The 25642-nt window shown below is 72.6% G+C and carries 25 protein-coding genes and 1 riboswitch; of the genes, 16 read left to right on the top strand and 9 right to left on the bottom strand.

What is annotated here, in order from left to right; genetic code table 11:
• Nucleotides 1-83: 83 nt before the first annotated feature.
• The 3 genes from ACFRIC_RS03385 to ACFRIC_RS03375 form a co-directional block, all read right to left on the bottom strand.
• Nucleotides 84-971, bottom strand: a complete 888-nt coding sequence (locus ACFRIC_RS03385; protein ID WP_382778787.1) for an oxygenase MpaB family protein — start codon at nucleotides 969-971, stop codon at nucleotides 84-86.
• 139 nt (nucleotides 972-1110) lie between these two features.
• Nucleotides 1111-2061 (bottom strand): ornithine cyclodeaminase family protein, encoded by a 951-nt coding sequence (locus ACFRIC_RS03380; RefSeq protein WP_382778786.1) that lies wholly within the window; start codon nucleotides 2059-2061, stop codon nucleotides 1111-1113.
• On the bottom strand, nucleotides 2058-2903 hold the full coding sequence (locus ACFRIC_RS03375; protein WP_382778785.1) for an IclR family transcriptional regulator: 846 nt from the start codon (nucleotides 2901-2903) through the stop codon (nucleotides 2058-2060). The genes ACFRIC_RS03380 and ACFRIC_RS03375 overlap by 4 nt, the downstream gene beginning before the upstream one ends.
• A gap of 163 nt (nucleotides 2904-3066) precedes the next feature.
• Between ACFRIC_RS03375 and ACFRIC_RS03370 the strand changes: the two genes are divergently transcribed.
• The 4 genes from ACFRIC_RS03370 to ACFRIC_RS03355 all read left to right on the top strand — a co-directional run bounded on the left by ACFRIC_RS03370 (nucleotide 3067) and on the right by ACFRIC_RS03355 (nucleotide 7569).
• On the top strand, nucleotides 3067-4488 hold the full coding sequence (locus ACFRIC_RS03370; RefSeq protein ID WP_382778784.1) for an amidohydrolase family protein: 1422 nt from the start codon (nucleotides 3067-3069) through the stop codon (nucleotides 4486-4488).
• Nucleotides 4485-5552: a dipeptidase gene (locus ACFRIC_RS03365; protein WP_382778783.1), complete on the top strand. Its 1068-nt coding sequence runs from the start codon at nucleotides 4485-4487 to the stop codon at nucleotides 5550-5552. Before ACFRIC_RS03370 ends, ACFRIC_RS03365 begins: the two co-directional genes overlap by 4 nt.
• Before the next feature lie 183 nt (nucleotides 5553-5735).
• Nucleotides 5736-7085, top strand: a complete 1350-nt coding sequence (locus ACFRIC_RS03360) for a transaminase (RefSeq protein WP_382778782.1) — start codon at nucleotides 5736-5738, stop codon at nucleotides 7083-7085.
• 43 nt (nucleotides 7086-7128) lie between these two features.
• Nucleotides 7129-7569 carry an Lrp/AsnC family transcriptional regulator gene (locus ACFRIC_RS03355; protein ID WP_328664593.1) on the top strand — a complete coding sequence of 147 codons (441 nt, stop codon included), beginning with the start codon at nucleotides 7129-7131 and terminating at the stop codon, nucleotides 7567-7569.
• 341 nt (nucleotides 7570-7910) lie between these two features.
• Here ACFRIC_RS03355 and ACFRIC_RS03350 read toward each other — a convergent pair whose 3' ends face one another.
• Both ACFRIC_RS03350 and ACFRIC_RS03345 read right to left on the bottom strand, forming a co-directional pair.
• Complete coding sequence (locus tag ACFRIC_RS03350) at nucleotides 7911-8459, bottom strand: GNAT family N-acetyltransferase (RefSeq protein ID WP_382778781.1); 549 nt, start codon at nucleotides 8457-8459, stop codon at nucleotides 7911-7913.
• 394 nt (nucleotides 8460-8853) lie between these two features.
• The gene (locus tag ACFRIC_RS03345) at nucleotides 8854-11049 is read right to left on the bottom strand and encodes an FUSC family protein (RefSeq protein ID WP_382778895.1); all 2196 of its coding nucleotides are present in this window, start codon (nucleotides 11047-11049) and stop codon (nucleotides 8854-8856) included.
• Between the two features lie 230 nt (nucleotides 11050-11279).
• Between ACFRIC_RS03345 and ACFRIC_RS03340 the strand changes: the two genes are divergently transcribed.
• Entirely contained in the window at nucleotides 11280-11909 is a 630-nt protein-coding gene (locus ACFRIC_RS03340; RefSeq protein ID WP_382778780.1) for a GNAT family N-acetyltransferase, read from the top strand.
• Between the two features lie 57 nt (nucleotides 11910-11966).
• Here ACFRIC_RS03340 and ACFRIC_RS03335 read toward each other — a convergent pair whose 3' ends face one another.
• Nucleotides 11967-13421 carry an MFS transporter gene (locus ACFRIC_RS03335; protein ID WP_382778779.1) on the bottom strand — a complete coding sequence of 485 codons (1455 nt, stop codon included), beginning with the start codon at nucleotides 13419-13421 and terminating at the stop codon, nucleotides 11967-11969.
• A 185-nt stretch (nucleotides 13422-13606) separates the two neighbouring features.
• Between ACFRIC_RS03335 and ACFRIC_RS03330 the strand changes: the two genes are divergently transcribed.
• Together ACFRIC_RS03330 and ACFRIC_RS03325 are read left to right on the top strand one after the other, a co-directional pair.
• Entirely contained in the window at nucleotides 13607-14062 is a 456-nt protein-coding gene (locus ACFRIC_RS03330) for a MarR family winged helix-turn-helix transcriptional regulator (protein WP_382778778.1), read from the top strand.
• Nucleotides 14063-14214: 152 nt separating this feature from the next.
• Nucleotides 14215-14778 (top strand): exonuclease domain-containing protein, encoded by a 564-nt coding sequence (locus ACFRIC_RS03325; RefSeq protein WP_382778777.1) that lies wholly within the window; start codon nucleotides 14215-14217, stop codon nucleotides 14776-14778.
• 139 nt (nucleotides 14779-14917) lie between these two features.
• Here ACFRIC_RS03325 and ACFRIC_RS03320 read toward each other — a convergent pair whose 3' ends face one another.
• Complete coding sequence (locus ACFRIC_RS03320) at nucleotides 14918-15511, bottom strand: DinB family protein (RefSeq protein WP_382778776.1); 594 nt, start codon at nucleotides 15509-15511, stop codon at nucleotides 14918-14920.
• A 230-nt stretch (nucleotides 15512-15741) separates the two neighbouring features.
• On the opposite strand from ACFRIC_RS03320, the gene ACFRIC_RS03315 reads away from it, so the two are divergent.
• The 4 genes from ACFRIC_RS03315 to ACFRIC_RS03300 all read left to right on the top strand — a co-directional run bounded on the left by ACFRIC_RS03315 (nucleotide 15742) and on the right by ACFRIC_RS03300 (nucleotide 18283).
• Entirely contained in the window at nucleotides 15742-16116 is a 375-nt protein-coding gene (locus ACFRIC_RS03315) for a VOC family protein (RefSeq protein ID WP_382778775.1), read from the top strand.
• A 330-nt stretch (nucleotides 16117-16446) separates the two neighbouring features.
• Nucleotides 16447-17151: a beta-glucanase gene (locus ACFRIC_RS03310; protein ID WP_382778774.1), complete on the top strand. Its 705-nt coding sequence runs from the start codon at nucleotides 16447-16449 to the stop codon at nucleotides 17149-17151.
• 124 nt (nucleotides 17152-17275) lie between these two features.
• Complete coding sequence (locus ACFRIC_RS03305) at nucleotides 17276-17446, top strand: hypothetical protein (RefSeq protein WP_382778773.1); 171 nt, start codon at nucleotides 17276-17278, stop codon at nucleotides 17444-17446.
• A 90-nt stretch (nucleotides 17447-17536) separates the two neighbouring features.
• Nucleotides 17537-18283: an alpha/beta fold hydrolase gene (locus ACFRIC_RS03300; protein ID WP_382778772.1), complete on the top strand. Its 747-nt coding sequence runs from the start codon at nucleotides 17537-17539 to the stop codon at nucleotides 18281-18283.
• Nucleotides 18284-18295: 12 nt separating this feature from the next.
• On the opposite strand, the gene ACFRIC_RS03295 is transcribed toward ACFRIC_RS03300, so the two are convergent.
• On the bottom strand, nucleotides 18296-18472 hold the full coding sequence (locus tag ACFRIC_RS03295) for a hypothetical protein (RefSeq protein ID WP_382778771.1): 177 nt from the start codon (nucleotides 18470-18472) through the stop codon (nucleotides 18296-18298).
• Between the two features lie 480 nt (nucleotides 18473-18952).
• Nucleotides 18953-19124, top strand: a riboswitch (cyclic di-AMP (ydaO/yuaA leader).
• Between the two features lie 7 nt (nucleotides 19125-19131).
• Between ACFRIC_RS03295 and ACFRIC_RS03290 the strand changes: the two genes are divergently transcribed.
• Nucleotides 19132-21228 carry an NlpC/P60 family protein gene (locus ACFRIC_RS03290; protein WP_382778770.1) on the top strand — a complete coding sequence of 699 codons (2097 nt, stop codon included), beginning with the start codon at nucleotides 19132-19134 and terminating at the stop codon, nucleotides 21226-21228.
• A 60-nt stretch (nucleotides 21229-21288) separates the two neighbouring features.
• Here the strand turns inward: ACFRIC_RS03290 and ACFRIC_RS03285 are convergent, their stop codons facing one another.
• Nucleotides 21289-21606: a hypothetical protein gene (locus ACFRIC_RS03285; RefSeq protein WP_382778769.1), complete on the bottom strand. Its 318-nt coding sequence runs from the start codon at nucleotides 21604-21606 to the stop codon at nucleotides 21289-21291.
• A 210-nt stretch (nucleotides 21607-21816) separates the two neighbouring features.
• Here ACFRIC_RS03285 and ACFRIC_RS03280 point away from each other — a divergent pair, with 210 nt between their 5' ends.
• The 4 genes from ACFRIC_RS03280 to ACFRIC_RS03265 all read left to right on the top strand — a co-directional run bounded on the left by ACFRIC_RS03280 (nucleotide 21817) and on the right by ACFRIC_RS03265 (nucleotide 25476).
• The gene (locus ACFRIC_RS03280) at nucleotides 21817-22347 is read left to right on the top strand and encodes a helix-turn-helix transcriptional regulator (protein ID WP_382778768.1); all 531 of its coding nucleotides are present in this window, start codon (nucleotides 21817-21819) and stop codon (nucleotides 22345-22347) included.
• Nucleotides 22348-22431: 84 nt separating this feature from the next.
• Nucleotides 22432-23607 (top strand): DUF2306 domain-containing protein, encoded by a 1176-nt coding sequence (locus tag ACFRIC_RS03275; RefSeq protein WP_382778767.1) that lies wholly within the window; start codon nucleotides 22432-22434, stop codon nucleotides 23605-23607.
• An 81-nt stretch (nucleotides 23608-23688) separates the two neighbouring features.
• The gene (locus ACFRIC_RS03270; RefSeq protein WP_382778766.1) at nucleotides 23689-24618 is read left to right on the top strand and encodes a hypothetical protein; all 930 of its coding nucleotides are present in this window, start codon (nucleotides 23689-23691) and stop codon (nucleotides 24616-24618) included.
• A gap of 165 nt (nucleotides 24619-24783) precedes the next feature.
• Entirely contained in the window at nucleotides 24784-25476 is a 693-nt protein-coding gene (locus ACFRIC_RS03265) for a hypothetical protein (protein ID WP_382778765.1), read from the top strand.
• Nucleotides 25477-25642 lie beyond the last annotated feature (166 nt).

The following is a 25642-nucleotide window of genomic DNA, read 5'->3' as shown; positions in this document are numbered from 1 at the left end:
GCCTCGACGTCCGCTGTGTGCCGACTTCGCCGAGTCGATACCGCGTTCGTGGGGCGAGGGGAGCGCGCCAGGGCGTGCGCCCCTCAGGCGACCCCCCGCACGGTTCGGGCGCGCTGCGGCGCCATCGCCCAGCGCACGGCCGCCGTGAAGGCGCTGCCGAGCGGACGTACGCACACGCTGTCCACCAACGGCATTCGTGGCAGCCGGAGTTCGGCGGCGGCCCAGGGCGGCAGCAGGGACACCGCGTTCGCGGCGAGCACCCCGTACGGCAGGCGGGCCACGAGCGGTACCGGCGGATTCAGCAGCAGGAATCGCGCGGCGTCCCGTGCCTGCGGCGTCGCCCGCAGCTCGCCGCGGTACGAGGCCAGCCGTTCCGCGAGCTCGGCGACGGTCGTGGGCGGGTCGAGGACGCCCAGCGCGGCGGCGACGCGGGCCGTGTCCGCCACATAGGCGTCGCGGCCGGCCGCGGACAGCGGCCGCGCTCCGTACCGCTGATGCGCGCGCAGGAAGCTGTCGACCTCGGCGACGTGGACCCAGCCCAGGAGGTGGGGATCCGCCGCATGGTACTTCTGCCCGTCCGGGGTCACCCCGCGCACCCGCTCATGGACCGCCCGTACCCGCTCGCAGGCGTCCTGGGCGCTCTCGGCCGTCCCGTACGTCGTCACCGCGAGGAAGGTGCTGGTGCGCTGGAGTCTTCCCCACGGGTCGCCGCGGAAGCCCGAGTGCGCGGAGACGGCGGCCATGGCGAGCGGGTGCAGGGACTGGAGCAGCAGCGCGGACAGGCCGCCGATGAACATCGACGCGTCCCCGTGCACGGCGCGGATGGGGCGGTCCGGGCCGAACCAGCGGGGGCCGGGCGTGCCGTGGATACGGGCGCGGTTCTTCGGTCCCTCAGGGCCCGCGACCCGGGAGAACAGCGCGCTGCCCAGCCGCTCCCGTACTCCGTGGCCGTCCGTTCCGGTCGCTCTCATGGGGCGTCGGTCTCCCTTCGCGTCCTGTTCCGCCGGGCCCGCGGTCCGTTCCGGACCGGCGGAAAGGCGGAAGCACCTTCAGCATGGTCGAACCGGGGGAGGAAAGTCCACGGGGTCGCGCCGGACGGCCGACCCCGCCTCACATGGCGACGCGGGTGCCCCACGCCTCCGCGCGGGCGACGGTGTACGCGACGTGGGCCGCCGCGACGTCCAGGGCGGCGTGGCCGGTCGACTTGAACAGGGTGAGTTCGTCGTCCGCGCGCCGGCCGGAGTGGTCGCCGCCGAGGACCTGGCCGAGGAGCGTCACGGTCCGCCCAAGCGGGAGGTCCTGCAGTTCGTGGGCGCCGGACGGAGGCCGGGTCGAGGCCGCGCCGTGCCACTCGGCGAAGAGGGTGGCGTCCCGGACCGTGTCCGGGTCCAGTTCGGGCCCGTGGGAGCCGCCCACCGAGCTGACGTGGGTGCCGGGGGCGAGCCAGGCGCGACGGATCACCGGGCGGACGGCGCCGGTGCAGCAGAACACCGTGCCGGCCCCTCGTACCCCCTCCTCGACGCTGCCCGCCACCCGGCCCGCGGGGTGGAGCGCGGCGGCGCTCCCGGCCCGTCCGGGATCGCGGCCCGCGACGACGACGGGGGTCTCGGGGTCCAGGGCCGCGAGCAGCGCGATCTGGGCGCGCGCCTGGGCGCCCGTTCCGACGACGGCGACCTCGCCGGCGTCCGGACGGGCCAGCGCGCGGGCGCTCAGGGTGGCGGTCGCCGCGGTACGGATCTCGGTCAGCGGTTCCGCGTCCATCAGGGCCAGCGGGCGGCCGTCCGTCTCGTCGAAGAGCGCGACGATCCCCCGGTGACTGCTGCGGCCCGGCCGCTTCGGGTCGGCGAACACGGAGACCAGCTTGGCCGCGAGCCCGAGTCCGGGCACATGACCGGGCATCGCGCCGAGCAGCCCGTGCGGGGTATGGGCGGCGATCCGCGGCGGTACGGAGACCTCGTCGCGGCCGATGGCGACGAGGGCCGTGGTCAAGGCGTCCAGGACGCGCCGCGGATCGAGTGCGGCGCGCGTCCGCGCCCCGTCGAGGAAGAGGATCTCGCTCATGCCGGGCCTTCGGTGGTCTCGGTCGTTCCGGTGACCGCGGTGGTCTCGGTGGTGTGGGTGGTGCGGGTGGTTCCGCTGGGTCCGGGGGTCTCGGCGGTCTCCGTGCCGGACAGGATGCGGGCCAGTTCGTCCGTCGCCTCCCGCAGGTGTTCGCGCAGGCCGGGCAGCCGGGCCTCGTCGAAGTCCGGGCCGAGGCCGACCAGCGTGAGGGCGCAGACCGGCTCGCCCGGCCGGGTGACCACGGCGCGGGCGAGTGAGGCGACGGGCTGTTCGTTGCGCCCGTACTCGACGGCGAATCCCGTGCGTTCGGTCTCCTCGACGTCCGCCAGCAGCCCCTCGGGTCCGTCCAGCGGGTGCCCGGACTCCTGCGCGGCGCGCAGATAGGGGCCCCGTCGGTCCGGGTCGAGGGCGGCGACCAGGGCGAGCGGGCCGGCGAACCGGTGGACGGGCAGGGCCTGGCCGTCCAGGCTGCTGATCATCGCCAGCCGGTCGGGCCGTACGACGTCGATGACGCGGGACCGGTCGACCTCGGGCACCTGGAGGTTGACCATCAGGCCGGTGCGCTCGGACAGCGCCGCGAGAACCGGTCCGGCGAGGGCGCCGAGCGAGTTCCGGGCCGCCGAGGACGACAGTCGCAGGACCGCCGTGCCCGGCAGATAGCGGTCGCCGGCGCGCAGCACCCAGCCGCGCCTGACCAGGTCGACGAGCACGCGGTAGGCGGTCGCGCGATGCAGCCCGACCTCCTCGGCCAGGTCGGTGAGACGCGGCGGCCGGGACGCGCGGGCCACGGCCTCGACGAGGTCCAGGGCCTTGTCCACCGCGCTGCGGGGTGCCTCGGTCAATTCCGGCCCCTCCTTGTGACGTCGTGAGATGTGAGCGTACGGTAGCGCATGTTGCGAGAGACGATACGTCTGTTACGTAGAGCGTAACAAGATCCATCAAGCGGCCCATCGGTCCGGACGGCGGCGACCGCCGGGCCCGGGCACGGCGACTACTGAGGTGAAGATGACGGACGAGACTTCGGGCGCACCGGCCCCGCACGCGCCCGCGGTGAAGGGCTCCGTCGCGGTGTACCGCGGCGCGACACTGTTCGACGGGACCGGCGCTCCGGCCCGGAAGTCGACGTCGATCGTGATCGACGGCCAGACCATCCGTGCCGTCGGCGACGACGCCGTGATCGCCGAGAACCTGCCCGCGGACGCCCGGGTCTTCGACCTCGACGGCCGTTTCGTCATCCCCGGTCTGATCGACGCCCACCAGCACATCGCGACCCCGCCCGACCGGCCCCTGGCCGAGGCGGTGCTGCGCCGGCTCGTCCACAGCGGCGTCACGGCCATCCGTGACATGGCCGACGACCTGCGTCAGGTGGGCGACCTCGCGAGGGCGACGCTCGTCGGCGAGATCCCCGGCCCGGACATCCGCTACGCCGCCCTGATGGCGGGCCCCGGCTTCTTCGACGACCCGCGCACCCACCAGGTGTCGCAGGGCGAGACGCCCGGCGCCGTGCCGTGGATGCAGGCGATCACGAAGGAAACCGACCTGCCGATCGCCGTCGCCCTGGCGCGCGGCACCCATGCCTCCGCGATCAAGGTGTACGCGGATCTCGACCGGGACACCGTCGCCGCGATCACCGCGGAGGCGCACCGCCAGGGCATCCCCGTCTGGGCCCACGCCACCGTCTTCCCCGCCTCGCCCGGCGAGATCGTCGAGGCCGGCGCGGACGCCGTCTCGCATGTCACCCTGCTCGCCTTCGAGGGCACGGACGAGCCCCTGACCAGCTACAAGACCAAGCCGAAGGTCGACTACGAGCGGTTCGCCGCCGGGGACGACCCCCGTGTCGAGGAGCTCTTCGCCCTGATGCGGCAGCGGGGTACGGTCCTCGACGCGACCGCGGGCATGTGGGCGAGCGAGGCCCTCGCGGGCGAGGGTCCCGAGGACGCCGCGCGCGCGGCGGCCAACACCGACCTCGCCGCCGTGCTCACCGCGCAGGCCCACCGCGCCGGTGTCGACATCGCGACCGGCACCGACTACGAGACCGACGCCGGGGACCCCTTCCCCGCGCTGTACGACGAGCTGGCGTTCCTCGTCGAGCGCTGCGGGATGTCGCCCGCGCAGGTGCTGCGCTCGGCCACGCTGATCGGCGCCCGGAGCGCCGGGGCCGAGGACGTCATGGGCACCGTCGAAGCGGGCAAGCTCGCCAACTTCGTCGTCCTGGAGGACGATCCGCTGCGGGACATCGCGAACCTGCGCAGCGTCACGCTGACCGTCAAGCGCGGCCGTCGCTTCGAGCGCCGGGACTTCGACGGCAGCGCCGCCGACGCCGGACTGCCGGCGGCCGCCCAGGGCCCCGGGTCCGAGGAGCCCGCCGCCCCCGCCGACGTCACCCGCCCCGCCGACGTGACCCACCCCGCCGAGGAGACCCGATGACCGGCCTTCCCATGATCGTCAACGCGCTCGGGCAGCTCGACAACCCGAACGCACCGCAGTCGGCCGAGGCCGCCGCGCAGCTCAACCCGTCCAGCGAGCAGATGACCGTCGACGCCCGCACGCTGGCCGACGCCCATGCCTCGGGCCTCACCGCCGTCAACATCACCCTCGGCTACACGATGGGGGACCTGCCGCCGTACGAGCACACGCTGCACGAGATCGCGGTCTGGGACGGGATCATCCGGGACAACGCGGCCGACCTCCTGAAGGTCCGTACGGTCGCGGACATCCACCGGGCCAGGCAGGAGCGCCGGATCGGCGTCATCTACGGCTTCCAGAACGCCGTGGCCGTCGGCGACGACGTCGAGCGCGTCGCCACGTTCGCCGATCTCGGCGTCCGGGTCGTCCAGCTCACGTACAACCAGGCCAATCACATCGGTGACGGGTCCATGGCACCGGAGAACCGGGGGCTGACCGACTTCGGCCGCAGCGTCGTGGAGGCCCTCGACGAGCACCACCTGATGGTCGACCTCTCCCACAGCGGCGAGCGGACCTGCCTGGAGGCCGCCAAGACGGCGCGCCTTCCCGTGTCGATCAACCACACCGGCTGCCGCGCGCTCGCCGACCTCCCCCGCAACAAGACGGACGAGGAACTGCGCCTGGTCGCCTCGCGCGGCGGTTTCGTGGGCATCTACTTCATGCCCTTCCTCAACCTGTCGGGCCACGCGACGGCCGCCGACGTGGTGGAGCACATCGTCCACGCCGTCAACGTGTGCGGCGAGGACGCCGTCGGCATCGGCACCGACGGGACCGTGACGTCCATCGACGACCTCGACACCTACCGCGCGCATCTCGCCGAGCACGTGGCCCTGCGGCGCCAGGCGGGTGTCGGCGCGGCGGGCGAGCGCGACGACACGCTTCCCTTCGTGCTGGAGCTGAGCGGAGTGGACCAGTTCCGGGAGCTCGTCCGCCTTCTGGAGCAGCGCGGTTACACCTCGGAACGCATCGAGAAGATCCTCGGCAGGAACTTCGTCGACTACGCCGACCGGGTGTGGGTCCCGTAGGCCCTTCGGGTCGCGGCGAGTGTTCTGACGGTGCTCGACGCTCGATTCAGTCGTCTCGTCGACTGAATCGAGCGTCTGCTCTTGCTTCCGCACCGTTTGCGTTCGTACGCTGGCCGAAACCGCTCGTCGAACGTGCTCGCCGACCGAACACGGCGACCGAGTCGACCGACAGAGGAGCCCTCGATGGACCGCACTCGCCTGCAACAGCTCCTCGCGCGTGAGAGCGCCGAGGCCGAGCGTCGAAACCCCCGGTCCAGGGCCGCGTACGAGCGCGCCGAGCATCTTTTCGGCAGGGTCCCGATGACCTGGATGAACAAGACGGCCGGGGCCTTCCCGCGCTATCTGGACAGCGCCCGCGGAGCCCGCGTCACCGACATCGACGGACACGAGTACATCGACTTCTGTCTCGGCGACACCGGCGCGATGGCCGGTCACTCGCCCGAGGTGGTCGCCGAGGCGGTGCGGACCAGGTTCGCCGAGAGCGGCGGCGCGACCGCGATGCTGCCCACCGAGGACGCGGAGTGGGTGGGCGCCGAACTGACCCGCCGCTTCGGACTCGCCCGCTGGAGCTTCTCGCTCACGGCGACCGACGCCAACCGCTGGTCCATCCGCCTGGCCCGGGCGGTCACCGGCCGCCCGAAGATCCTGGTGAACAGCTACAGCTACCACGGCAGCGTCGACGAGTCGCTCATCGTCGTCGGCCCGGACGGGCGGGGCGAGGCCCGACCCGGAAACGTCGGCGCCCCCTGCGACGTGACTCTCACCAGCCGGGTCGCGGAGTTCAACGACCTGGAGCAACTGGAACGCGAGCTCGCCCACGGCGACGTCGCCGCCGTCCTCATGGAGCCCGCGCTCACCAACATCGGCATCGTGCTGCCCGAGCCGGGCTATCTGGAAGGCGTCCGCGAGCTGACGCGCCGGTACGGAACGCTGCTCATCAACGACGAGACGCACACCTTCTCCGCCGGGCCCGGTGGCTGCACCGCCGCCTGGAACCTGGAGCCGGACATGCTCACCATCGGCAAGGCGATCGGCGGAGGGATCCCGGCGGGGGCCTACGGCCTCTCGGCCGAACTCGCCGACAAGCTTTTGGGCCGCGCCGATCTGGACCTGATCGACATGGGAGGCGTCGGCGGCACCCTCGCCGGAAACGCCCTGTCCACGGCGGCGACCCGGGCCACCCTGGAACACGTCCTCACCGACGCCGCGTTCGACGCGATGGCGAAGCTCTCCGAACGCTTCGAGGCCGGTGTGCGGGCGGGTATCGACGCCTGGGGTCTGCCGTGGTCGGTGAGCCGGCTCGGAGCCCGTACGGAATACCGGTTCGCCGACCCCGCGCCGCGCACCGGAACGGAATCGGCCGCCGCGGCGGACACCGAGCTGGAGGACTTCCTCCACCTGTACCTCGCCAACCGGGGCATCCTGCTCACCCCGTTCCACAACATGGCGCTCATGTGCCCGGCGACCACCGAACAGGACGTGGACCGCCACACCGAGGTCTTCGCCGCCGCCCTGGCCGAACTGGCCGGCTGAGCGCCGTCGATAGACTCGGACCCGCCGGCCGGAGAGGAACAGCGTGGACGAGATCGACCGGGCCATCCTGCGTGAGCTGCAGATCGACGGCCGTATCGCCTATGCCGAACTCGGCCCCAAGGTAGGGCTGTCCGCCTCTGCGGCCCGCCAGCGTCTGCAACGCCTGCTCGACTCACAGGCGGTTCAGGTCGTCGGCGTCACCGATCCGATGGGCATGGGCGGACAGGCGATGGCCCTGCTCGGCATCGCCGTCGACGGTGATCCCCGAGCGGTCGCCGACGCGCTCGCCGAACGGGCCGAGGTCGTCTACCAGGTGCTGACCTCGGGCGGCTTCGACCTGTTCGCCGAGGTCGTCTGTCCCGGGCCGCGGGACCTGCTCGACTTCGTCAACGACGTCGTACGGCAGATCGAGGGCGTCCGGCAGGTGCAGTCGTTCCCCTACTTCGGCATCCACACGCACCGGTTCCTCTGGAACGTGGGCTGAGCCGCCCCCTGCGACAGCCACACCGTCGCCGGGGTTTCCAAGGTCTCGTCGACCGACTCGACGACCTGCCGAGGCGGCTTGAACAGGGCCCGCCGAAACGCCGTTGTTCGCCTTTGCGGTCGGCTGCGGCACCTGGAGGTCCAGCAGGGTCTCGCGCCCATCGGCTCCTCTGGCTTCCGGTCAGCGCGAAGGCGACAGACAGGCCTTGGAGGGTGCACGCCGGGTGGTGAATCCGAGCACGGCCTGCATCATGGCGAGGGCGTCCAGGTCGTTCGTCACACAATGATCTCGGGCGCCCGTGTCCGAGCGTCCGCGGACAGCGCCGAAGACCAACGACGCCGTCATGCGGGGTTCGCCCATTCCTCACGGAGCATCCCGAAGAGCACGCTGTCGTAGCGCTTCCCGTCCAGCAGCACGGCCGACCGGCGGCGACCCTCCTCAAGGAAACCCAGCCTGGTGAAGGCGCGCACGGCGCGCTCGTTGCCGCTCCAGGTGTCCAGCTCCAGCCGGCTCAGGCCATACGAGCCGAACAGGTGGTCCACGAGCAGCCGCAGCGCGTCACTGCCGTGGCCACGGCCCCAGAACTCCCGCTCGCCGATGGTCACTCCGAGCGTGGCCACCCCGACGTACGGGTCCAGGTCCCGGTAATCGGCCATGCCGATCACGCTTCCGCTCACCAGGTCCTCGACCGTGAACACGGCCGACTCCCTCGGATTCAGACGCAGCATGGTCTCGAAGCCGAGACCGATCGCCTCCGCCGTGACCGGGCCGAAACACGGATCGCCGGCCGTGGCCCAGCGCACCACTTCCGGATCGTTGCGCCACCGAAGGTGATGCTCCGCATCTTCGGAGCGCAGCGCACGCAGCCTCACCAACTTGCCTTCGAACATTGCGCCACTGTAATCGTTCGCACAACCGCCGAAGCCGGCGGAGCCCGGCCCGGCCGCCCTCCACGCGTCTCCGTCAATCAGTCCTGAGGCAGCACCGCCGCCCCTTGAAATTGATCAACCAGGTCTGTCCGACACTTCGCGTCGTCGCCCGCCGGGCAGACGGGAGTGCCAGACAGACCTAGGGCGTGTTGCGAAAGTCCCGCCTGCCACGCGACGCCATGTACGCACTCTCGCCGCACCGGGCGAAAGCCCAAGTACATCCAGTACGAGGACTTCCGCCCGGCACGCCGAGAGCACGCTCCCCCTAGCTCTCGGCTCCGCTCGAGCAGGGGGCACCCCCATGACGCCGCGCGGCCCGCCCTTCGGGCGAACGACGGGACTTTCGCAACACGCCCTAGCGCGCCGCCGCCCGGGCCGGCTTCTTGGCGGGTGTGGAGATCCGCACCCCCAGGGGGCGGGCCAGACCGATCACGCCTTCGTCGAGACGTTGCAGATGGCGCAGCACGCGTCCCGTGACGCGGTCGTGCCGGGGCGAGTCCGGTGTGTCCGGCTCCAGCATGGCGGCGAGGCTGGCCCCGGTCTCCGCGACCCCGTCCCCGGCGTCCGCCGCCACCCGGGCGACGAGGATGTCGATGTTGTGGCTGATCCGGCGGCCCGCCAGTTTGAGCCGGGGATCCGCGGCCACCGAGCTGCTGTAGGGGAGCAGTTCGGCCGTCGCGGCGAGGGACCGCGCGTGATAGGCGCACGTCTCCAGCAGGGCGACGATGTAGCGGGCGGTCTGACGGCGGGCCCGCCACGGAGTGATGGGGTGGGTCAGCGGTTTGGTGGAGGCCCGGAGTTTGTCCAGGGCCACGTCCAGTTCACGGGCCTTGCCGAGCAGATCGAGGGCGAAACCGCCGCTGAGCTGCTCCACAGCCGCACCGCTGACGTCCCCGAGCCGTACCAGCACGGCGGCGAGCAGCTCGTCCGTGCGGCGGTCGGTCTGCACCGGAAGGACCACGATGGCCGCGACCATCCCGCAGATCGCGCCGAGCGCCGTCTCCTCGATCCGCAGGACGAGCACCGCCGGACTGTAGGTGTTGAGCACCGTGTACAGCAGCCCCAGCATCGCCGTCACGAAGAAGGACATGAGGACGTACGACACCGGGGCGGTGAAGTACATGGCGAAGATGAACACCAGGACCAGGGTGAACGCGGTCCAGGTGTGGCCGCCCACCACGCCTGCCAGAAGGACACCGGCGACCACGCCGAGGACCGTCCCCAGCAGCCGGCGATAGCCCTTCACCAGGATCTCCCCGGTCGAGGAGGTGTTCAGGAAGACGACCCAGCACGTCAGCACGGCCCAGTACCACCGCTGCGGGGAGAGCAGTTCGCCGCCGGCGATGGCCAGGGTCGACCCGACCGAGACCTGTACCGCCGCCCGGGTCGTCGGCCGGTCCAGACCCGTGGGGTGCGGCTCCTCCACCTCGCCCTCCTCGGCCGCGATGGAGGCGTCCTCGGCGTCCAGCTCCTCGCGGGAACGTTTCGTCTCGGGGGAGTCGTCGGATTCGTCCTGGGGGCCGTCCAGAGCCAGCCGCAGTCCGAGGGCCGCCCGCGTCGCCTCGCCGATGCCGCGGAAGACGTCCTGCACGGGCGCCGGGGCGTGCGGCAGGTTGTCCTCGTCCCGGTAGCCGAGCAGCCGGTTGCGGAGCTGGGCCACTCCGGCGCCGCGCTCGCCCGAGACCGGGCCCGCGACGAGTACCTGGAGCGCTTCGAGGTCGCGGTGCAGCGTCGCGAGGGTGTCGTCCTGCTTCCGGAGCCGGTCCGCCGCCGCGGGCAGTGGAGCGTGCGGCAGGTGCAGGGCGAGCGTGTCGGGCTGTTCGGCGCTGCGCGCGGTGAGGATGAGGATCCCGAGCCGTTCCGCGGCGATCTCGGCCTCGGCGACCCGCCGCTGGAGCAGCGAGGCGGTCGCGCCGTCGGCGGTGCCCTCGTCCAGGCGGTCCTGGATCATCATCGCGCTCTCGTGCAGCCGCGCGGTGTGCAGCCGTACGTCGTCCAGGGCCTTCTCGACGTCGTCGGGACCGGCGTCGAGAAGATCGATCTGGACGGACACCAATTGGGCCACGCGGGCCCGGAACGCCTTGCGCAGCCGTTTCAGGACCCGCTCGGTCGTCTCGGCGATCACGGCGAAGCGGACCAGGGCACTGCACGCGAAGCCGATGGCCAGCGTCGCCCAGAGTTCGGGAAGGGAGGAGTAGGTCGCTCCGCCGAACAGGGACAGGAAGTAGATCTGGAACGCGATCAGCCCGAGCGCCGTGCCGCGGTCCCCGTATCTGCGGCAGTAGACCGCGGCGAAGATCAGGGCGACGAAGCAGGCGTCGCTCGCGAACGTGTGACCGCGCAGCAGCGCCCCGAGCGACATGGCCGTGAGGGCCACGGGCAGACCGAGCGCCAGGGTGACGGCCTGTTCGCCGCGGTGCTTCTCCTTGATGGAGAACGTGGCGACCATGGCGGTCATCGCCCCGGTCACCATGCGGCTGGGGCCGGCCCCCATCATGGCGAGGACGGCGAGGGTGAGGGCGATCGCGCCGACGGTCCGCAGCCCGGCCATGAGCCGCAGCAGCCCCGGGTCGGATGCCACGAACCGGTTCCAGAGCGCCGCTCGGTTCGGCCGAGTCACTGTCCTCACGCTGCCGTCGTTCCCTGCTCCCAGGTCGTGATCCGGTACTTCAGCATGGCACCATGCGGCGTCCCGTGCCGGATGGTGACCGGGCGGCTCGCCTCGCGGAGGACGTGACAACCCTCTTGTGGGAGCGCTCCCACGCGAGGCAGGATGCCGTCATGACCCCCGTGCCGACCATTCGCCCCTACCGGCCCGCCGACCGCGCCGCCGTCGCGGAGGTGTGCGTGAGCACCGCCGACCTCGGCGGGGACTCGCGTGCCCTGTACCCCGACGAGGAGCTGATGCCGGCGCTCTTCGCGGCGCCCTACTGTCATCTGGATCCCGGCCTGGCCTTCGTCCTCGACGACGGAAACGGCCGGGCCGTCGGCTACGTGGTCGGCACCGGAGACACCGCGGACTTCGCCGCCCGGTTCCGCGCCGAATGGATCCCCCTGGTCGCGCACCGCTATCCCGAACCCACGACCCCGCCTCGCACACCCGCCGAGGAGATGGTCGGGCTCCTGCACACTCCCGAGCGCATGGTCCTGCCCGAACTCGCCGCCTATCCGGCCCACCTGCACATCGACCTGCTGCCGGACTTCCAGCGGCGCGGCCATGGAAGGACGCTGATGAACACCTTCCTCGCCGCACTGCACGACCGCGGGGTGCCGGCGGTCCACCTGGGCATGGTGACCGCGAACAGACCGGCCAGGGCGTTCTACGACCGTGTCGGCTTCCACGAGATCCCTGTCGAGGACCCGGGGCCGCTCACCTACCTGGGCAGGGCGACGGCGGTGGCGGAGACGTGAACGCACCGGTCCCGGCGGACAGGAGCCGCCGGGACCGGTGCGGGGAGTGCCTGAGCCTCAGCGCGTGGCCGCGGCCGCCTCCGGCGCGGCCGTGGGGCCGGCCTTGTCGTCTCCGGCGGCGGCGCGCGCGGCCGGGATCACGGCGGCGATGGCCGCGGCCACCAGGGCGACACAGCCACCGACGACGAGGCCGGTGCGGAAACCGTCCTCGGAGGTGAAGGTGTAGCCGCCCATGGTGGTCGTCATCTGGGCGAGGGTGACGCCGACGACGGCCGATCCGACCGAGGTGCCCAGCGAGCGCATCAGCGTGTTGAAGCCGTTGGCCGCGGCGGTCTCGGAGAGCGGGACCGAGCTCATGATCAGGGCCGGCATCGAACCGTAGGCGAGGCCGACACCGCTGCTGGTGACCATGAGGGTCAGCATGAGGCCCCAGGCCGAGCCCATGAGGACCAGCGACAGCCCGTAGCCGAGGGCGACGACGAGGACACCGCAGACCAGCGTGAACTTCGGGCCGCGGGCGTCCGTCAGCTTCCCGCCGAGCGGGGAGACGATCATCATCATGATGCCGCCGGGCGCCATCCACAGGCCCGCCGCGAGCATCGACTGGCCCAGGCCGTAGCCGGTGGCCTCGGGGAACTGGAGCAGCTGCGGGATGATCAGCATGCTCGCGTACATGCTGAAGCCGACGAAGATCGAGGCGACGTTGGTGAGCAGGACCCGGGGGCGGGCGGTGGTGCGCAGGTCGACCAGCGGGTCCTGGGTGCGCAGCTCCCAGGCTCCCCAGGCGATCAGGACCACGACGGCGGCGGCGAACAGCCCGAGCGTCGTCGCGGAACCCCAGCCCCAGTCGGCGCCCTTGGAGACGCCGAGGAGCAGACAGACCAGGCCGGCGCCGAGGCCGAGCGCGCCGAGGACGTCGAAGCGCTGACCCCTGGCGCTGGCCGGCACGTCCGGGACGAGGAACCAGATCAGCGTTCCGATCGCCAGGGCCAGCGCGGCGGAGCCCCAGAAGAGGACGCGCCAGTTCGTGTACTGGGCGACCGCGGCGGCGATGGGCAGGCCGAGGCCGCCGCCGATGCCCATGGAGGCGCTGACCAGCGCGATGGAGGAGCTCAGCTTCTCCGTCGGCACCACGTCGCGCAGCAGGGCGATGCCGAGCGGCACGATGCCCATGCCCATGCCCTGCAGACCTCGTCCGACGATCATCGGGACGACGGACGAGGAGAGCGCGCACACGACCGAGCCCACCGCGAGCGGGACGGAACAGGCGAGCAGCATCCGTCGCTTGCCCAGCAGGTCGCCCAGTCGGCCGGAGACCGGGACGCAGACGGCCGCGACGAGCAGGGTGACGGTGATGACCCACGCGGAGTTCGCGGGCGTGGTGTGCAGGATCTGGGGCAGCTCGGCGATGAGCGGAGTGACCAGCGTCTGCATGATCGCCGCCACGGTGCCGGCGAAGGCGAGCGTGGCGACCACGCCGCCCGCTCGGGCGGAAGGCTGGGGGGCGTCCATGAGGGACTCCTCGGGGATGTGTCTGAGGGCAAGGGATGTGCATCGTACATGCCGTATGCATCGCGCATGTTATATGGTTCATGCATGCGATGTGGCCCCTGCATGTGAGTGTGGGAGCATGGAGCCGGGCCGCACCGATGTGCGCGGGACGCGCGGCCCAGGTGACAGCGGGAGGCGGCAGGCGGATGGACAGGCCCACACACGAGGTCGAGTACGAGCAGATGCTGCTCAGCCGCCACGGATGGATGAACCACCGGGGCGGCCGCACCAAGGACGGTGTCCTGGAGCGCAGCGCGTACATCCTCCTCAGCCGGATCCGGATCCAAGGGCCCATGTCGATCGGTGAGTTGAGCGACGCCTTCGGGCTCGACGCCTCCACCCTCAACCGGCAGACCGCGGCGGCCATGCGCGCCGGGCTCGTCGAGCGCATCCCCGACCCCGACGGCGGGATGGCGCGCAAGTTCCGCATCACCGACGAAGGGTCCCGGCTCCTCGATCAGGAGCGGCAGGGGCTCATCGACTCCTTGGACCGTGTCATGGCCGACTGGCCCGAGGAGGACATCGCCGCGTTCGCCTCCTACCTGCGGCGCTTCAACACGGACATCGAGCGTATCGGCGGCCGCCCCTGGCCGCGCCCCTGACCCGCCGCGCCCTGACCGTCGTCCTCTGATCCGCCGTCCCCACCCGTGACCGGGGCCCGGCCGGTGCCGTGCCGGAGCCTCGTGGCGAACCGCCCGCGCCACAGCGGAAAACCCGGCGACGCGGGGCCGGGTCGCGTTCTACGCTCGCCCGCATGAAAAGTACGGGGGGACTGCTGAACGTCGTCGATGTCGAGGCGACCTGCTGGGAGGGGGAGCCTCCGCCGGGAGCGGTCAGCGAGATCATCGAGATCGGGCTGACCGTCGTCGACCTGGACCAGGGCGTCCGGGTGGCCAAGCACCGCCTTCTGGTCCGGCCCGCGCGGTCGGTGGTGAGCGCGTTCTGCACCGAACTCACCGGACTGACACAGGGCGAGGTCGAGCAGGGGCTCGAGTTCGCCGACGCCTGCAGCCAGTTGGCGGCGCTGCACGGTGCGGGGGAGCGGCCGTGGGCGAGTTGGGGTGACTACGACCGCCATCAGTTCAACGGCCAGTGCGCCGCCACGGCGACTCCGTACCCCTTCGGGCGGCGGCACACCAACGCCAAGGCGGTCTTCACCGACGCGCACGGGCTGCGGAAGCGGCCCGGGATGGCGCAGGCCCTGCGCCTGGCCGAACTGCCCCTGGAGGGACGGCACCACCGGGGCGAGGACGACGCGTGGAACATCGCCGCGCTGGTCCTGGACCTGGCGGGACGCGGGGCCTGGCCGGGCGTCTGACGGTTCGGTCACCCGGTCTCGGTGCGGCGGATCGCGGGCTGGGGGCGCTCGCGTGACCCGGAGGCCGTCGGGGCGGACCGCCCCCGGCGTTCGGCCGCATGGTCGTCCGAATCTCGGCCCGGCGGAAGCGGCTTCGGCGTCAGTCGTTCTTGCCGGCGTCCCGGGCCGCCTGTTCCAGCCGGGCCCGGTAGTCCTCCCACCATGCCGCGTCGCCCGGCATCAGGCTGTCGTTGTCCTCGTTCAACCCGGCCGAGCCGTCCATGAGTTCGCGGATGATGTCGGCGTGCCCGGCGTGCCGCTGGGTGTCGGCGATCACGCGGACCACCGCGTGATGCAACGTGACCTCGTTCTTGCCGGGGGGCCACCACGGCACGGTGCCGGTCGTCTCCAGCGGGAGTGCCTCGATCGTCGCGTCCGCGTGGGCCCAGGCCCGGTGGTAGAGCCCCACGACGAACTCGCGTGTCTCGTCGGCGGTGGCCCACATGTCGCCGTTCGTCTCGTGCGCGTTCTCCAGCCAGGGCAGCGGCTCGTCCGAAGGCCGTCCGAAGGTGTCGCCGAGGTAGCCCAGTTCCATGGTGGCCACGTGTTTGACGAGACCGAGGAGGTTGGTCCCGGTCGGGGTGAACGGGCGGCGGATGTCGTACTCCGAGAGACCGTCGAGCTTCCAGATCAGGGCGTCGCGAGCCGACTGCAGGTAGCGGTGAAGGTCGGCCTTGGCATCCGGTGAGGTCATGGCGACCAGTCTGCCGTTCCCGGGAGCGTTGTCGGGGCCGGTCCGATCAAGTACCGTCACCGGCGTGAACACCGGACCGGCGCCTCGCCACACACGGATCGGCAATCCGGTGGAGGGCTGATCGCGCGACGGGCGTGCCGAAGGCACCGACCCGGCCCGGCGCGTGGACCTCCCCGTGCTCGTGCACCGCGAGTCCGTCTCCCGTGTCGAGCACTGCTGAGGTCAGCCGTATGACAGTCACCTTCAACCACACCATCGTCGCAGCCAAGGACCGCCACGAGTCGGCGCGCTTCTTCCGGGAACTGCTGGAACTGCCGGAAGCGCCGTCCTGGGGGCCGTTCACCAACATCCAGCTCACGGACGGCGTGCTGTTGCAGTTCGCCGAGCCGCCGGTGGACATCCAGATGCAGCACTACGCGTTCCTGATCGACGACGAACTGTTCGACCGCGCGTACCGACGGCTCCGTGCCGACGGCGTCGAGCACTGGGCCGACCCGCAGATGCGGCGCCCGGGGGAGATCAACGACGAACACGGCGGCCGTGGCGTCTACTTCAAGGACCCGGCCGGCCACGCCATCGAGCTGATCACCCGCCCCTACCTGTAGCGGGGCGGCGCCCGGCCGGGACCGCGGGATGCGGCGCCCGGCCGGGACCGCGGGATGCGGCGCCCGGCCGGGACCGCGGGATGCGGCGCCCGGCCGGGCAGCCGGCCGAACCGGTGCGTGGGCGGCGGGCGTCGTGGTGCGACCTCCGAGGCGTGCGGGGCGCGGGACGCGGGCGTCAGGGCGCGGTATGCGGAAGGCGCCGCGCGCCGGAGTGCCGCCGGTTCACCCCGATGGGTTGTTTTGTGGCAAGTTGGGGTGAACGGGGCGTGGATGTCCGTGGCTCGGGGAGAACCTGGACGTTCGCGAAACGCCGTCATCGAGGAGTGCCCCGTGTCCGATGTCGTCTTCACGGCGGATTTCGCCTCGGCCCGCCAGTGGGTCGCGGGCCATTCCTGGGCCTATCCCGACGGCGGTCCGGTCAACCCGGACGACGGCAAGCTCGACCATCTGGTCACGGACCCCTCCTACAGCCGGACAGGCCGCTTCCGGGCCACCAGGCGTCCGGACGGCGACTGGGACGCGGGTCTGCTGACCACCGAGGGCAGCGCGGACGGGTTCATGGTCCGCACCGGGGACGTGCTGGAGGCGCGGGTCAAACTGCCGACGGTGACGGGGGCCTGGCCGGCGATCTGGACGTGGCGGGACGGCGGTCAGGAGATCGACGTCTTCGAGTACCACCCCGACAACCCCGACCTGCTGGAACTGTCCAACCATGTGCGCAACACCCACCGCTACTACCGCAACCAGGCGATCCAGCCGGGTGCCTGGGTGGACCTCGTGGTCGAGTTCGGCGCCCTCCGGGTCGTGTGGTGGGTGAACGGGATCCGGGCCTTCGACGACCGGCGCGGAGTGGGCAGGTCCTGGCACGCCTATCTCATCGTCAACCTCTCCGTCTGCGCGGGGCGTTACCATCCGCCGCCGCCTCCCGAGGCCTCCGAGATGGACTTCGAGGTGGCCCGGCTGACGGTCCGCAGACCCCTGGTCGGCAGGCCCTTCCCCGCGACCGAGGAGTACGAGGCCGGCCTTCTCGACTGACGCCGGAGCGGGGCCCCGGCAGATGCAGCCGGGCAGGTGCATCCGCCGGGGCCCTTGGCGCGGAAGTACGGCATCAGAAGCGACGTCGCGCCCGTGCGCGTCGCGCCGACGGGTGCCGAGGGCCATGCCGAATCCGCAACCGGGGGACGCCCCCGAGTCCGCCTACGTCAGTCACGTGGGCAACTGCCGCACGTGCCAGCGGGAGTCGGGACGCTGCCCGCAGGCGGCCCGCCTCTGGCGCTTCTACCAGGAGTGGCGCAACGGCTACCGCCCGCGGCCCGAGCCCAAGGAGTGAGCTTGGGGCGGGCCCGTGGCCGGTGAGAGGATCCCTCCTCACGGTCCAGTGCGAGGCGTGCACGAAGCGCCGCGAGAGTGGAGGGGTGTCATGCGAGGCTCTGTGCGGATGTCCGCGGACGATGTGTCCGGGTCCGGGGAGAGCCCCGACTCCGTGGCGCTGCGGCCCTGCCGTACCCCCCGTCCGGACGCGGCACCGGCGCGTGCGGCCGTACTGGTCCTGCACGGCGGCACCGCCGACAGCAAGGCTCCGCTGCGGCCGTGGAACCTGGCACGCGCCCGGATGCGGCCCTTCGTGCGCTCCGTGACACGGGCCCTGCCGGACGCGGACACCTTCGTCGGGGAGGTGCGCTACCGGCACCGGGGATGGAACGGCGCGGACGCCGACCCCCTCGCCGACGTCCTGCGGGCACTCGACGAACTCGCCGCTCTGGTGGGGGAGGTGCCGGTCGTGCTCGTGGGTCACTCGATGGGCGGGCGCGCGGCGCTGCGGGCCGCGGCCGCGCCGCGGGTCCGTGCCGTGGTGGCGCTGGCACCCTGGTGCCCGGAAGGCGAGCCGGTGGCCCACTTGCGGGACAAACGCGTCATCGTGCTCCACGGGGACCGGGACCGGGTCACCGACCCTGCGGAGTCGTTCGCCCTCGTCCGCCGGGCGCTGGAGGAGGGTTCCTCCGCGAGCGCCGTGCGGGTCGAGGGCGGTGACCACGCGATGCTCCGCCGTGCGCGGACCTGGCACCGCGCCACGGCTGCGACGGTAGCCGAGCTGGTGACCCGGATCCGCGACGGCCTCGACCCGCTCCCCGCCGAACGACCGGGCGGGGAGCCGGACGTTCTCTAGAGTGCGCCCACCTCAGTTGCCCGAGCCCGGTGTGTCGAGTCGGTCGTCGGGGTCGGGGGCGGGGGAGAAGGCGCGGCGCGAACCGGACGCCGGGCGCGCGGCGGAGGAGGGGAGCGGGACGCCCGACGACGGATCCCAGCTCAGGATCCACTCGAAATCGCGTTGCAGCCGACGTGCTTCGCTTCGCACGAGTGTCGGTATGTCACCGCGTTCGGAGATGAGTTGGGCATAGATCGGCGCATCGTGCACGTGGGGATCCTCGACTCGCTCGCGTGGTCTGACGTGCATCGACGGTACGGGCGGCACGTGGTCCCAGCGGTGATCCGGCCAGCTCGGCCAGAACCGGTCAAGGTATGACCAAAGGGCGCCGCCGATGTCGAACGACCTGCCAGGGAACGCCAGTTCCGTGCACACTTTCGACACATCCGGCTCGGCTCCGCGCGTCCCCCGCGGGTCCGGACCGGGCGCCGGGCGCCGGTCCCCTCAACGGCCGTGCTCAGCCGCCTTTTCGAGTACGGCCCGTGTCCTCACGGTCGCGCTGCGGGATGGTGCGATGAAGGTCACGAAAATGTATCGGACATCTGGGACGTGGATCTTCACATCGGGTGCACACCCTCGCTAAGTTGGCGACCAGGCCGCCCGACTCCCTCCGGCGAAGTTCGCCGGGCGGTGCGGCCTCCGCCGAGTCCTGCCCGTCCTCGTGGCAGCGGGAGCCGGGGACCCACCGAACCTGGGGTGAATCGGTCAACTGCCTTTCGGGGCAGGGGCCGTAGGGCATACCTTCCGGAATCGTCCGCCCGAACCCGACAGCTAACCCGGTAGGCGGACGACGGAAGGAGCACCACTCCATGGCGCCGGAACGCACCCCGCCCAGTGGCGAAGAAGTCGCCCGAAGACTCTCGTCCCTCTACGACCAGGCGGAGCTCGCCACCGGTAACTTCAACGGGACCCGCGCCTTGGCGAACTCCAGTCGCAGGCAGGGCCGGCGGGGCCCGGGGCAGGGGAGCGGGGTTTCCGACGCCGCCCAGGACGACCTGATGCGGCAGTGGTTCGACGGGGCGCGTTCCCGGTTCGGACCCTCGGCTCCGGCCTCGCTCCCGGCCGACAGGAAGCCCGAACGCGGTGGCGCCGGTGCCCGTCCGAAGGAGGGTGCGAAGGGGTCCAAGGGATCCTCCTCGGACCTTCCGACGATCTACGAGCTCGAACAACTCGTCCGGCCGGTGGCCGAGTTGACGGCGGCTCCGGTGCTGGAGCTGACCGCCGGTCCGACGTCGGAACCGGGTGGGCGGCCCGCCCTGGAGCTGACCGCCGGTCCGGTGGCCGCGCTCCCGGCCGGCGGTGCTCCGGCGGTGCCGGGATCCGAGGTGGCGGTCCGTGCGGGGCTCCGCGCCGGGGCCGCTCCGGCCGCCGCGTCGCAGCAGTCCTCGCCGTACGTCAAGAAGCAGAGCGCCCGGCGCAAGCTCGGCGTCGCCCGGGAACTGATCGCGCGGCACGCGGCACGGCAGGGCATGCCCGTCGCGCAGGCGCCGGCGATCGAGTACCGCCCGTCCGTCGGCCAGACCGGTTCGTTCCCGGCGGTGGGTCAGTCGGGTTCGTTCCCGTCCGTGGCCCAGACCGGTTCCTTCCCGTCCGTCGGTCAGACGGGCTCCTTCCCGTCGGTCGGTCAGACCGGTTCGTTCCCGGCGGTCGGCCAGTCCGGCACCTTCCCGTCCGTCGGTCAGACCGGCTCCTTCCCGTCCGTCGGCCAGACCGGTTCGTTCCCCTCGGTCGGTCAGACGGGTTCCTTCCCGACTGTCGGCCAGACAGGTTCGTTCCCGGCCGTCGGCCAGAGCGGTTCCTTCCCGGCGGTCGGCCAGTCCGGCACCTTCCCGGCGGTCGGTGAGTCGGGCTCGTTCCCGTCGGTCGCCCAGCCCACCGCGTTCCCGTCGGCTCCGCAGGCCGCCCCGTTCCCGTCCGCCGCTCAGACCGGCACGTTCCCGTCGGTCGCCCAGGCGCCCGCGTTCCAGGCGGCGCCCCAGCCGGCCGCGTACGAGGCGGCTCCGCAGGCCGCGCCCGCGCCCGGGGTCTTCGACACGGGCTCCATGCCCCGGCCGTACGAGCCCGCGCCCCCGGCCGCCCAGCCCAAGGCGGTCATCCTGCCCCCCGGGTACGAAGCGCCCGCCCCGGCCCCGGAGTACACCTCCGTGCTCCTGCCGCTGTCGTACGACAAGCCGACGCGGCCCAGCGGGTACCAGCCGGCCCCGATGCCTCCGGTGAGTGAGCCGGCGCCCCAGCCCCCGGCGTACGAGACGGCGCCGCGCGCCGCCGCCTACCAGCAGGCCCCCATGCCTCCGGTGAGCGAGCCGGCACCGCAGCCGCCCGCGTACGAGGCCACCCCGCCACCCGCCGCCTACCCGTCGGCCCCGATGCCCCCCGCGAACCAGCCGCCGCCCCCGCCGGTCGACGACGCCTGGCGGCAGTCGTTGCGGCCGAACGGCAACCAGCAGGCGTGGCCCGCCGCTCCCGGGGCCGCCGGCACCAGCCCCGGGTTCGACATCGACAGCCTCGTCGCCGGCGCAGCCGCCGCCCCGCCGGTCGTCGGCCACGACAGCAGGGCCGCCGAGGCGGTCGCCTTCGCCCGTGCCCAGATCGGCAGCCCGTGCGTGTGGGGAGCGTCCGGACCCGGTTCGTACGACCCCTCCGGTCTCACCCAGGCGGCCTGGAAGAGCGCGGGAGTCATGCTCCCCCGGGCGACGCAGGACCAGGCGCAGGCCGGCGCGACCGTCGACCTCGCCGCCATCCAGCCCGGCGACCTGGTCTTCTTCCACGCCAACGTGAGCCACGTGGGCCTCTATGTGGGTGACGGCCTCATGGTCCACGCGCCGAGCCCCGGAGCACGGATCAGCGAGGAGTCGGTCGACTACGCCGGGCGGGCGGCCGTCCACAGCGTCGTACGCCCCGCCTGAGGCCGCGGCTCGGCCGTCCTGGACCCATCCGGTACCGGGTAGGTCCAGGACGTACCGACGTCAGAACTCGCTGTCGATCCCCGTGACGGCGGCGGGTCCCAGCGGGGCGTCATCGGCCGACAGGCCGCTGTCCTGGAGCGCGCCGGAGACGAGCCGTACGGCCTCGGCCTCGGCGCTTCTGCGGTCCGCCGCCTCGACCTCGAGCCGTACGGAGAACCTGTTGTCCTCGTCGACGGACAGCAGGCTCAGCTCCTCGGTCTCGCCCAGGTCCGTGTTCTGCGGATCCTGGGGGCGAAGCCTGCGCTCCACGTCGGCACGGGAGGCGTCGGGCAGGCCGTGGACGAACGTCCCGGGAACGGTGATGACGTAGGTGGTCACAGGAACTCCTAGTGCGGCCGGCGCGAGGGCCTGAAGTGCGGTCGGTTGTGTGATCGCCCGTATACCCCGCATTGTGCCGGGCACCCGGATCTTCTTCGCGTCGGACGCCGCCCGCGTGCCGCGGCCGTGGGTCCGGCGGAGTCGGCCGGGCGGTGGCCGGGACCCGGCGCCGCCGCCCGTGCGGTGATCGCGTGGCGATACCGTCGCCCCATGGCTGACGCTAGGTTGACCACCGCCTCGTACCTCGTCCTCGGCATCATCGACAAGCTGGGCGAGGCCAGCGCGTACGACGTCAAGGGGGAGGCGGCGCGGACGGTCGCGCCCTTCTGGTCGGTGCCGCACGCGCAGGTGTACGCGCAGTGCGACCGGCTCCTCGACGCCGGGATGCTGTCCCAGGTGCGGCAGGAGAGCGGCCGCAACCGCAGGGTGCTGACGCTGACCGACGAGGGCAGGGCGGCTCTGCGGGGCTGGCTCGACGACTCCGCGTTCGTACCGGTGGAGGCCCGTGAGCGCGGCATCCTCAAGCTGTGGTTCGGCGGCCGGCCCGAGGTGCTCGGTCCCGTACAGCTCGACGAGCACCGCAGGACCCTGCGCGAGTACGAAGAACTCGCGGAGACCGTCGGGGAGTTGCTGACGCGGGGACAGCGGGACGCGCTGGAGTTCGGAATCCGGTACGAGCGGATGATGATCGATTTCTGGGGCTGGGTGCAGCGCCGGGACGAGGACACGACAGACCGTTGACCCCGGCGGCGGACGGCCCTACCGTCTCGATAGTCCAAACGAGACTATCGATGGCCGGGTCGCGGCCACGAGCAGGGAGTCGTCGTGCGTCGTCCGACGGGTACCACCTGGCGCCGCCTCGCCGTCATCGCCTTGACGGCCGTGTGTGTGGGCTACGCGCCGATCGCGATGACCGAGCTGTGGCCGTACGCGCGCCCCGGCGCGCCCGCGTACGGTGAGTGGATCCTGGTCCACGTGGTCTCACCGCGGTACGTGGCCGACGCGCTGGCCACCCGGATCGGGCCCTACCGCCACAGCCTCGTCCCGATGATCGTGCACTCCGTCCTCGGCGGAGTGCTGATGCTGCTGGGCCCCGCGCAGGTGCTCACCGCCGTACGGCGGCGCGTACGGCTGCACCGGGCGCTCGGGGTGGTCTTCGCGCTGACCGTGTACGCCTCGATGGCCGGCGCCGGTCTGTACCTGGCGCGCACGGCGCCCGAGGACGCCTTCAGCGGCGCCGCGTTCTGGATCGTGCTCGCGACCATCCTCGTGGGCACCGTGATGAGCGTGACGTTCGGCGTGCTCGCCGCCGTCGGCGGGTTCCCCGACCTGCACCAGCGCTGGATGCTGCTGTGCTACGGCTTCCTGCTGACCGCCCCGCTGCTCCGGTTCGAGTGGGGCGGCCTGCCGATGCTCCTGCCCGGGCTGTCCATGGCCGAGATCAACCAGCTCGCCACCATGCACCTGGGCTCCGTCGTCGCGTTCGGCGCCCTGATCGCCTCGCGGTCCCTCGACCGGCGCTCGCGGGTCGCCGGGGTGTCCGGGTCGTGGGCGCCCGTCCCCGTCCTGGCCGTCGCGCACCTCGCCGGGGCCGCCGCGCTGGCCTGGATCGCGCGCGCCTCGCTGGACCACGGCGCACAGGGGCGCCGGCTCCTGCTCGCCTATCTCCTGCCGTACGCCGTCACGTACACGGTGATGGCCCTGCGCGCGAGGACCGCCGGCCGAGAGGGCCGCCTCTGGGCGCGCGAGGAGTGGCGCCTGCACTGGGTCGCCCTGTGCCTGGCGCCGGTGCTGTCGGTCGGGGCCGCCCCGCTCTTCGAGCGGTCGCTGGGACTCGACGGGCTCACGGCGCTGGCCGCGGGGGCGGCGATCGGCTGCGGCATGACGGCGTTCGCGGCGACCCTGATGGTGAGCCTGCGCGTCATGTACGCCCGGGAGGTCCTCAAGCGGGCCGTGCCCGCCCCCGGTTCGGCCGGTCGTCTCTCGGCGCCGGTCCCGTAGCCCACGCTCCGGCCCCTCGTGCCGTCGCTCCCGGTCAACTCGTCCACTCCACCGCGCCCTTCGCCCGGAAACGGAATCCTCATGCCGAACGCATCCGACCCGCCCCGGACCGACGACGACGTCCCGGAGCAGCCCACGGCCCGCGCCGCGGACGGGCGGCCGCTGACCGCGGGAGTGGTGATGCTGGCCACCGCGGTCGCCGTGGTCGGCGTCCTCGTCGGCGGCCTGCTGGCGGCCGTGGCGCTCACCGGACACGTCTTCGGCGCCTGGCGCTCCTCCGAGTCGCTGACGCCGGGGCTGATCGGCGCGGCCATGCTCGGCACCGCACCCGGCCTGTTCGCGCTGAACCGGGTCCGCGCCTGGCACGAGGCCCGCTCGCTCGTCCACCCGCTGGCCGTCGTGCTCGTCGGACTGTTCACGGTGAGCCTGCTCAACGCGGGCCAGTTGTACATCGCCACGGGCGGCTCCATCGTCCCGGTGCTCTTCAGCCTCGGCTGGCTCTTCGTGCTCGGCACGCTGTGCGTGTGCGCCCTGATCGCGCTCGCCTGGCAGTACCTCACCCCCGGCCGGCCCCCCGGCCCGCGCGGCGCGCCGCTGCCCGGCTGGTCGAAACCGGCGCTGGCCGTGCTCGGTTCGGCCTGGCTCGGCATCGGTACGGGGCTGCTCGTACGTCCCGGCTTCTGGGCCGACTTCGTGCCGTGGAGCGTGAGCCGAGCCGACGCGCAGGGGCTCGGGGTATGGGCACTGGCCCTCGGCGTCGGCGTCCTCGGGGCGCTCGCCGAGGACGACCTGGGCCGGACCGGACCGGCCCTGATCGCACTGCCCGGCACCGCCGTCGCCGTGACCGTCGTCCTGGCCTGCCGCGCCTCCGCCGTCGACTGGTCCTCGGGGCCGGCTCTCTGCCTCGTCGCCATGGTGGCCTGGCTCCTGCTGGCCGGCCTCAGCGGACGCGTCCTGCTGGCGCGGTCCCCGGCGGCACGACCCCGGCGGGCCCCCGCCGTCGGGAACTGAGGGCCGAGGGCCGGGGACGCACGACGCGGACCAGGCTTCGCTGCCGACTCCCGGCAACGTCGCCCCTGTCATCACTGCCGGACGGAGGAAGGGCCGTGGTCCGGACCGGGGCGGCAGGATACGAGGCGTCGACCGACGAGGAACGTTGCCGGGGGTGGTACAGCTATGCGCGGGTGGCGTCGTCCTCCGCCCGTCCAGGAGCCGGATCTGACGGCGTATCTGCGGAGCACGGTGTGGGGTCCCGCCGAGTTCGTCGGATGGCCGCCCAGGCGGCTGGTGGGGGAGGGGCTCCTCGTCGGGGCGCTCGGAGCCGGATCGATCGTCGGCGCCGGGGTCGCCGGCGACCGGACCGGTGTACCCGTGCTGGCGAGCGGTGAGGCGGGCCTCGTCTGCGCCGGGATCCTCGTCCTGCACCTCGTCCGCAAGCGGGCGGGGCGGGCCCTGGTCGGCATCGTCGCGGTACTCGGCGTGTGTCTCGCCCTCCAGGCCCCGCAGGCCGCGGCGGACGTGGTGCCGGTCGACGGGGAGCGGGTGGCGCCCATGGTCGTCACGTCCGTCGACGACGAGGGAAGGGCGGGCGCGGGGCGCACCCGCCTCCTCTGCTCGGTGGTCGCCCGGGACGGTGCGCCGCTCACGGTGCGGGTCCTGCGGGGATGCGGGCGGTCCACCCGGCCGGGGGACGTCCTCGCCGTCGTCTACGACCCCGAGGGGCGCATGCCGCCCCGTGCGCTGGCCACGGGACCCGTGACGACGGGGCCGCTGCGCGCCCTGGCCGCCCTGGCCGCGGCCCTCCTCGCCGGATGCGTGCTCGCCGTCGTCCGCTCGCACCGCCTCACCACGGCGGGCTCCACCGCCTGACGCCGAGGGTCCCGCTGCCGTCGCGGTCGCTCCTCCGGACGGGGCGCCGGGCCGCCCCGGGGTTGCCCGGCCCGCCCCCCCCCCCCGCGGCCCCACAACCGGGGGATAACCCACCCCCGGTGGGGCCGGTTTGCCGCGGGGGGGGGGAGCTGCCACACCACCCCCG

The organism is Streptomyces sp. NPDC056738, assembly GCF_042790435.1.
Lineage (GTDB): Bacteria > Actinomycetota > Actinomycetes > Streptomycetales > Streptomycetaceae > Streptomyces.
This window is presented reverse-complemented; position numbering and strand designations above follow the sequence as displayed.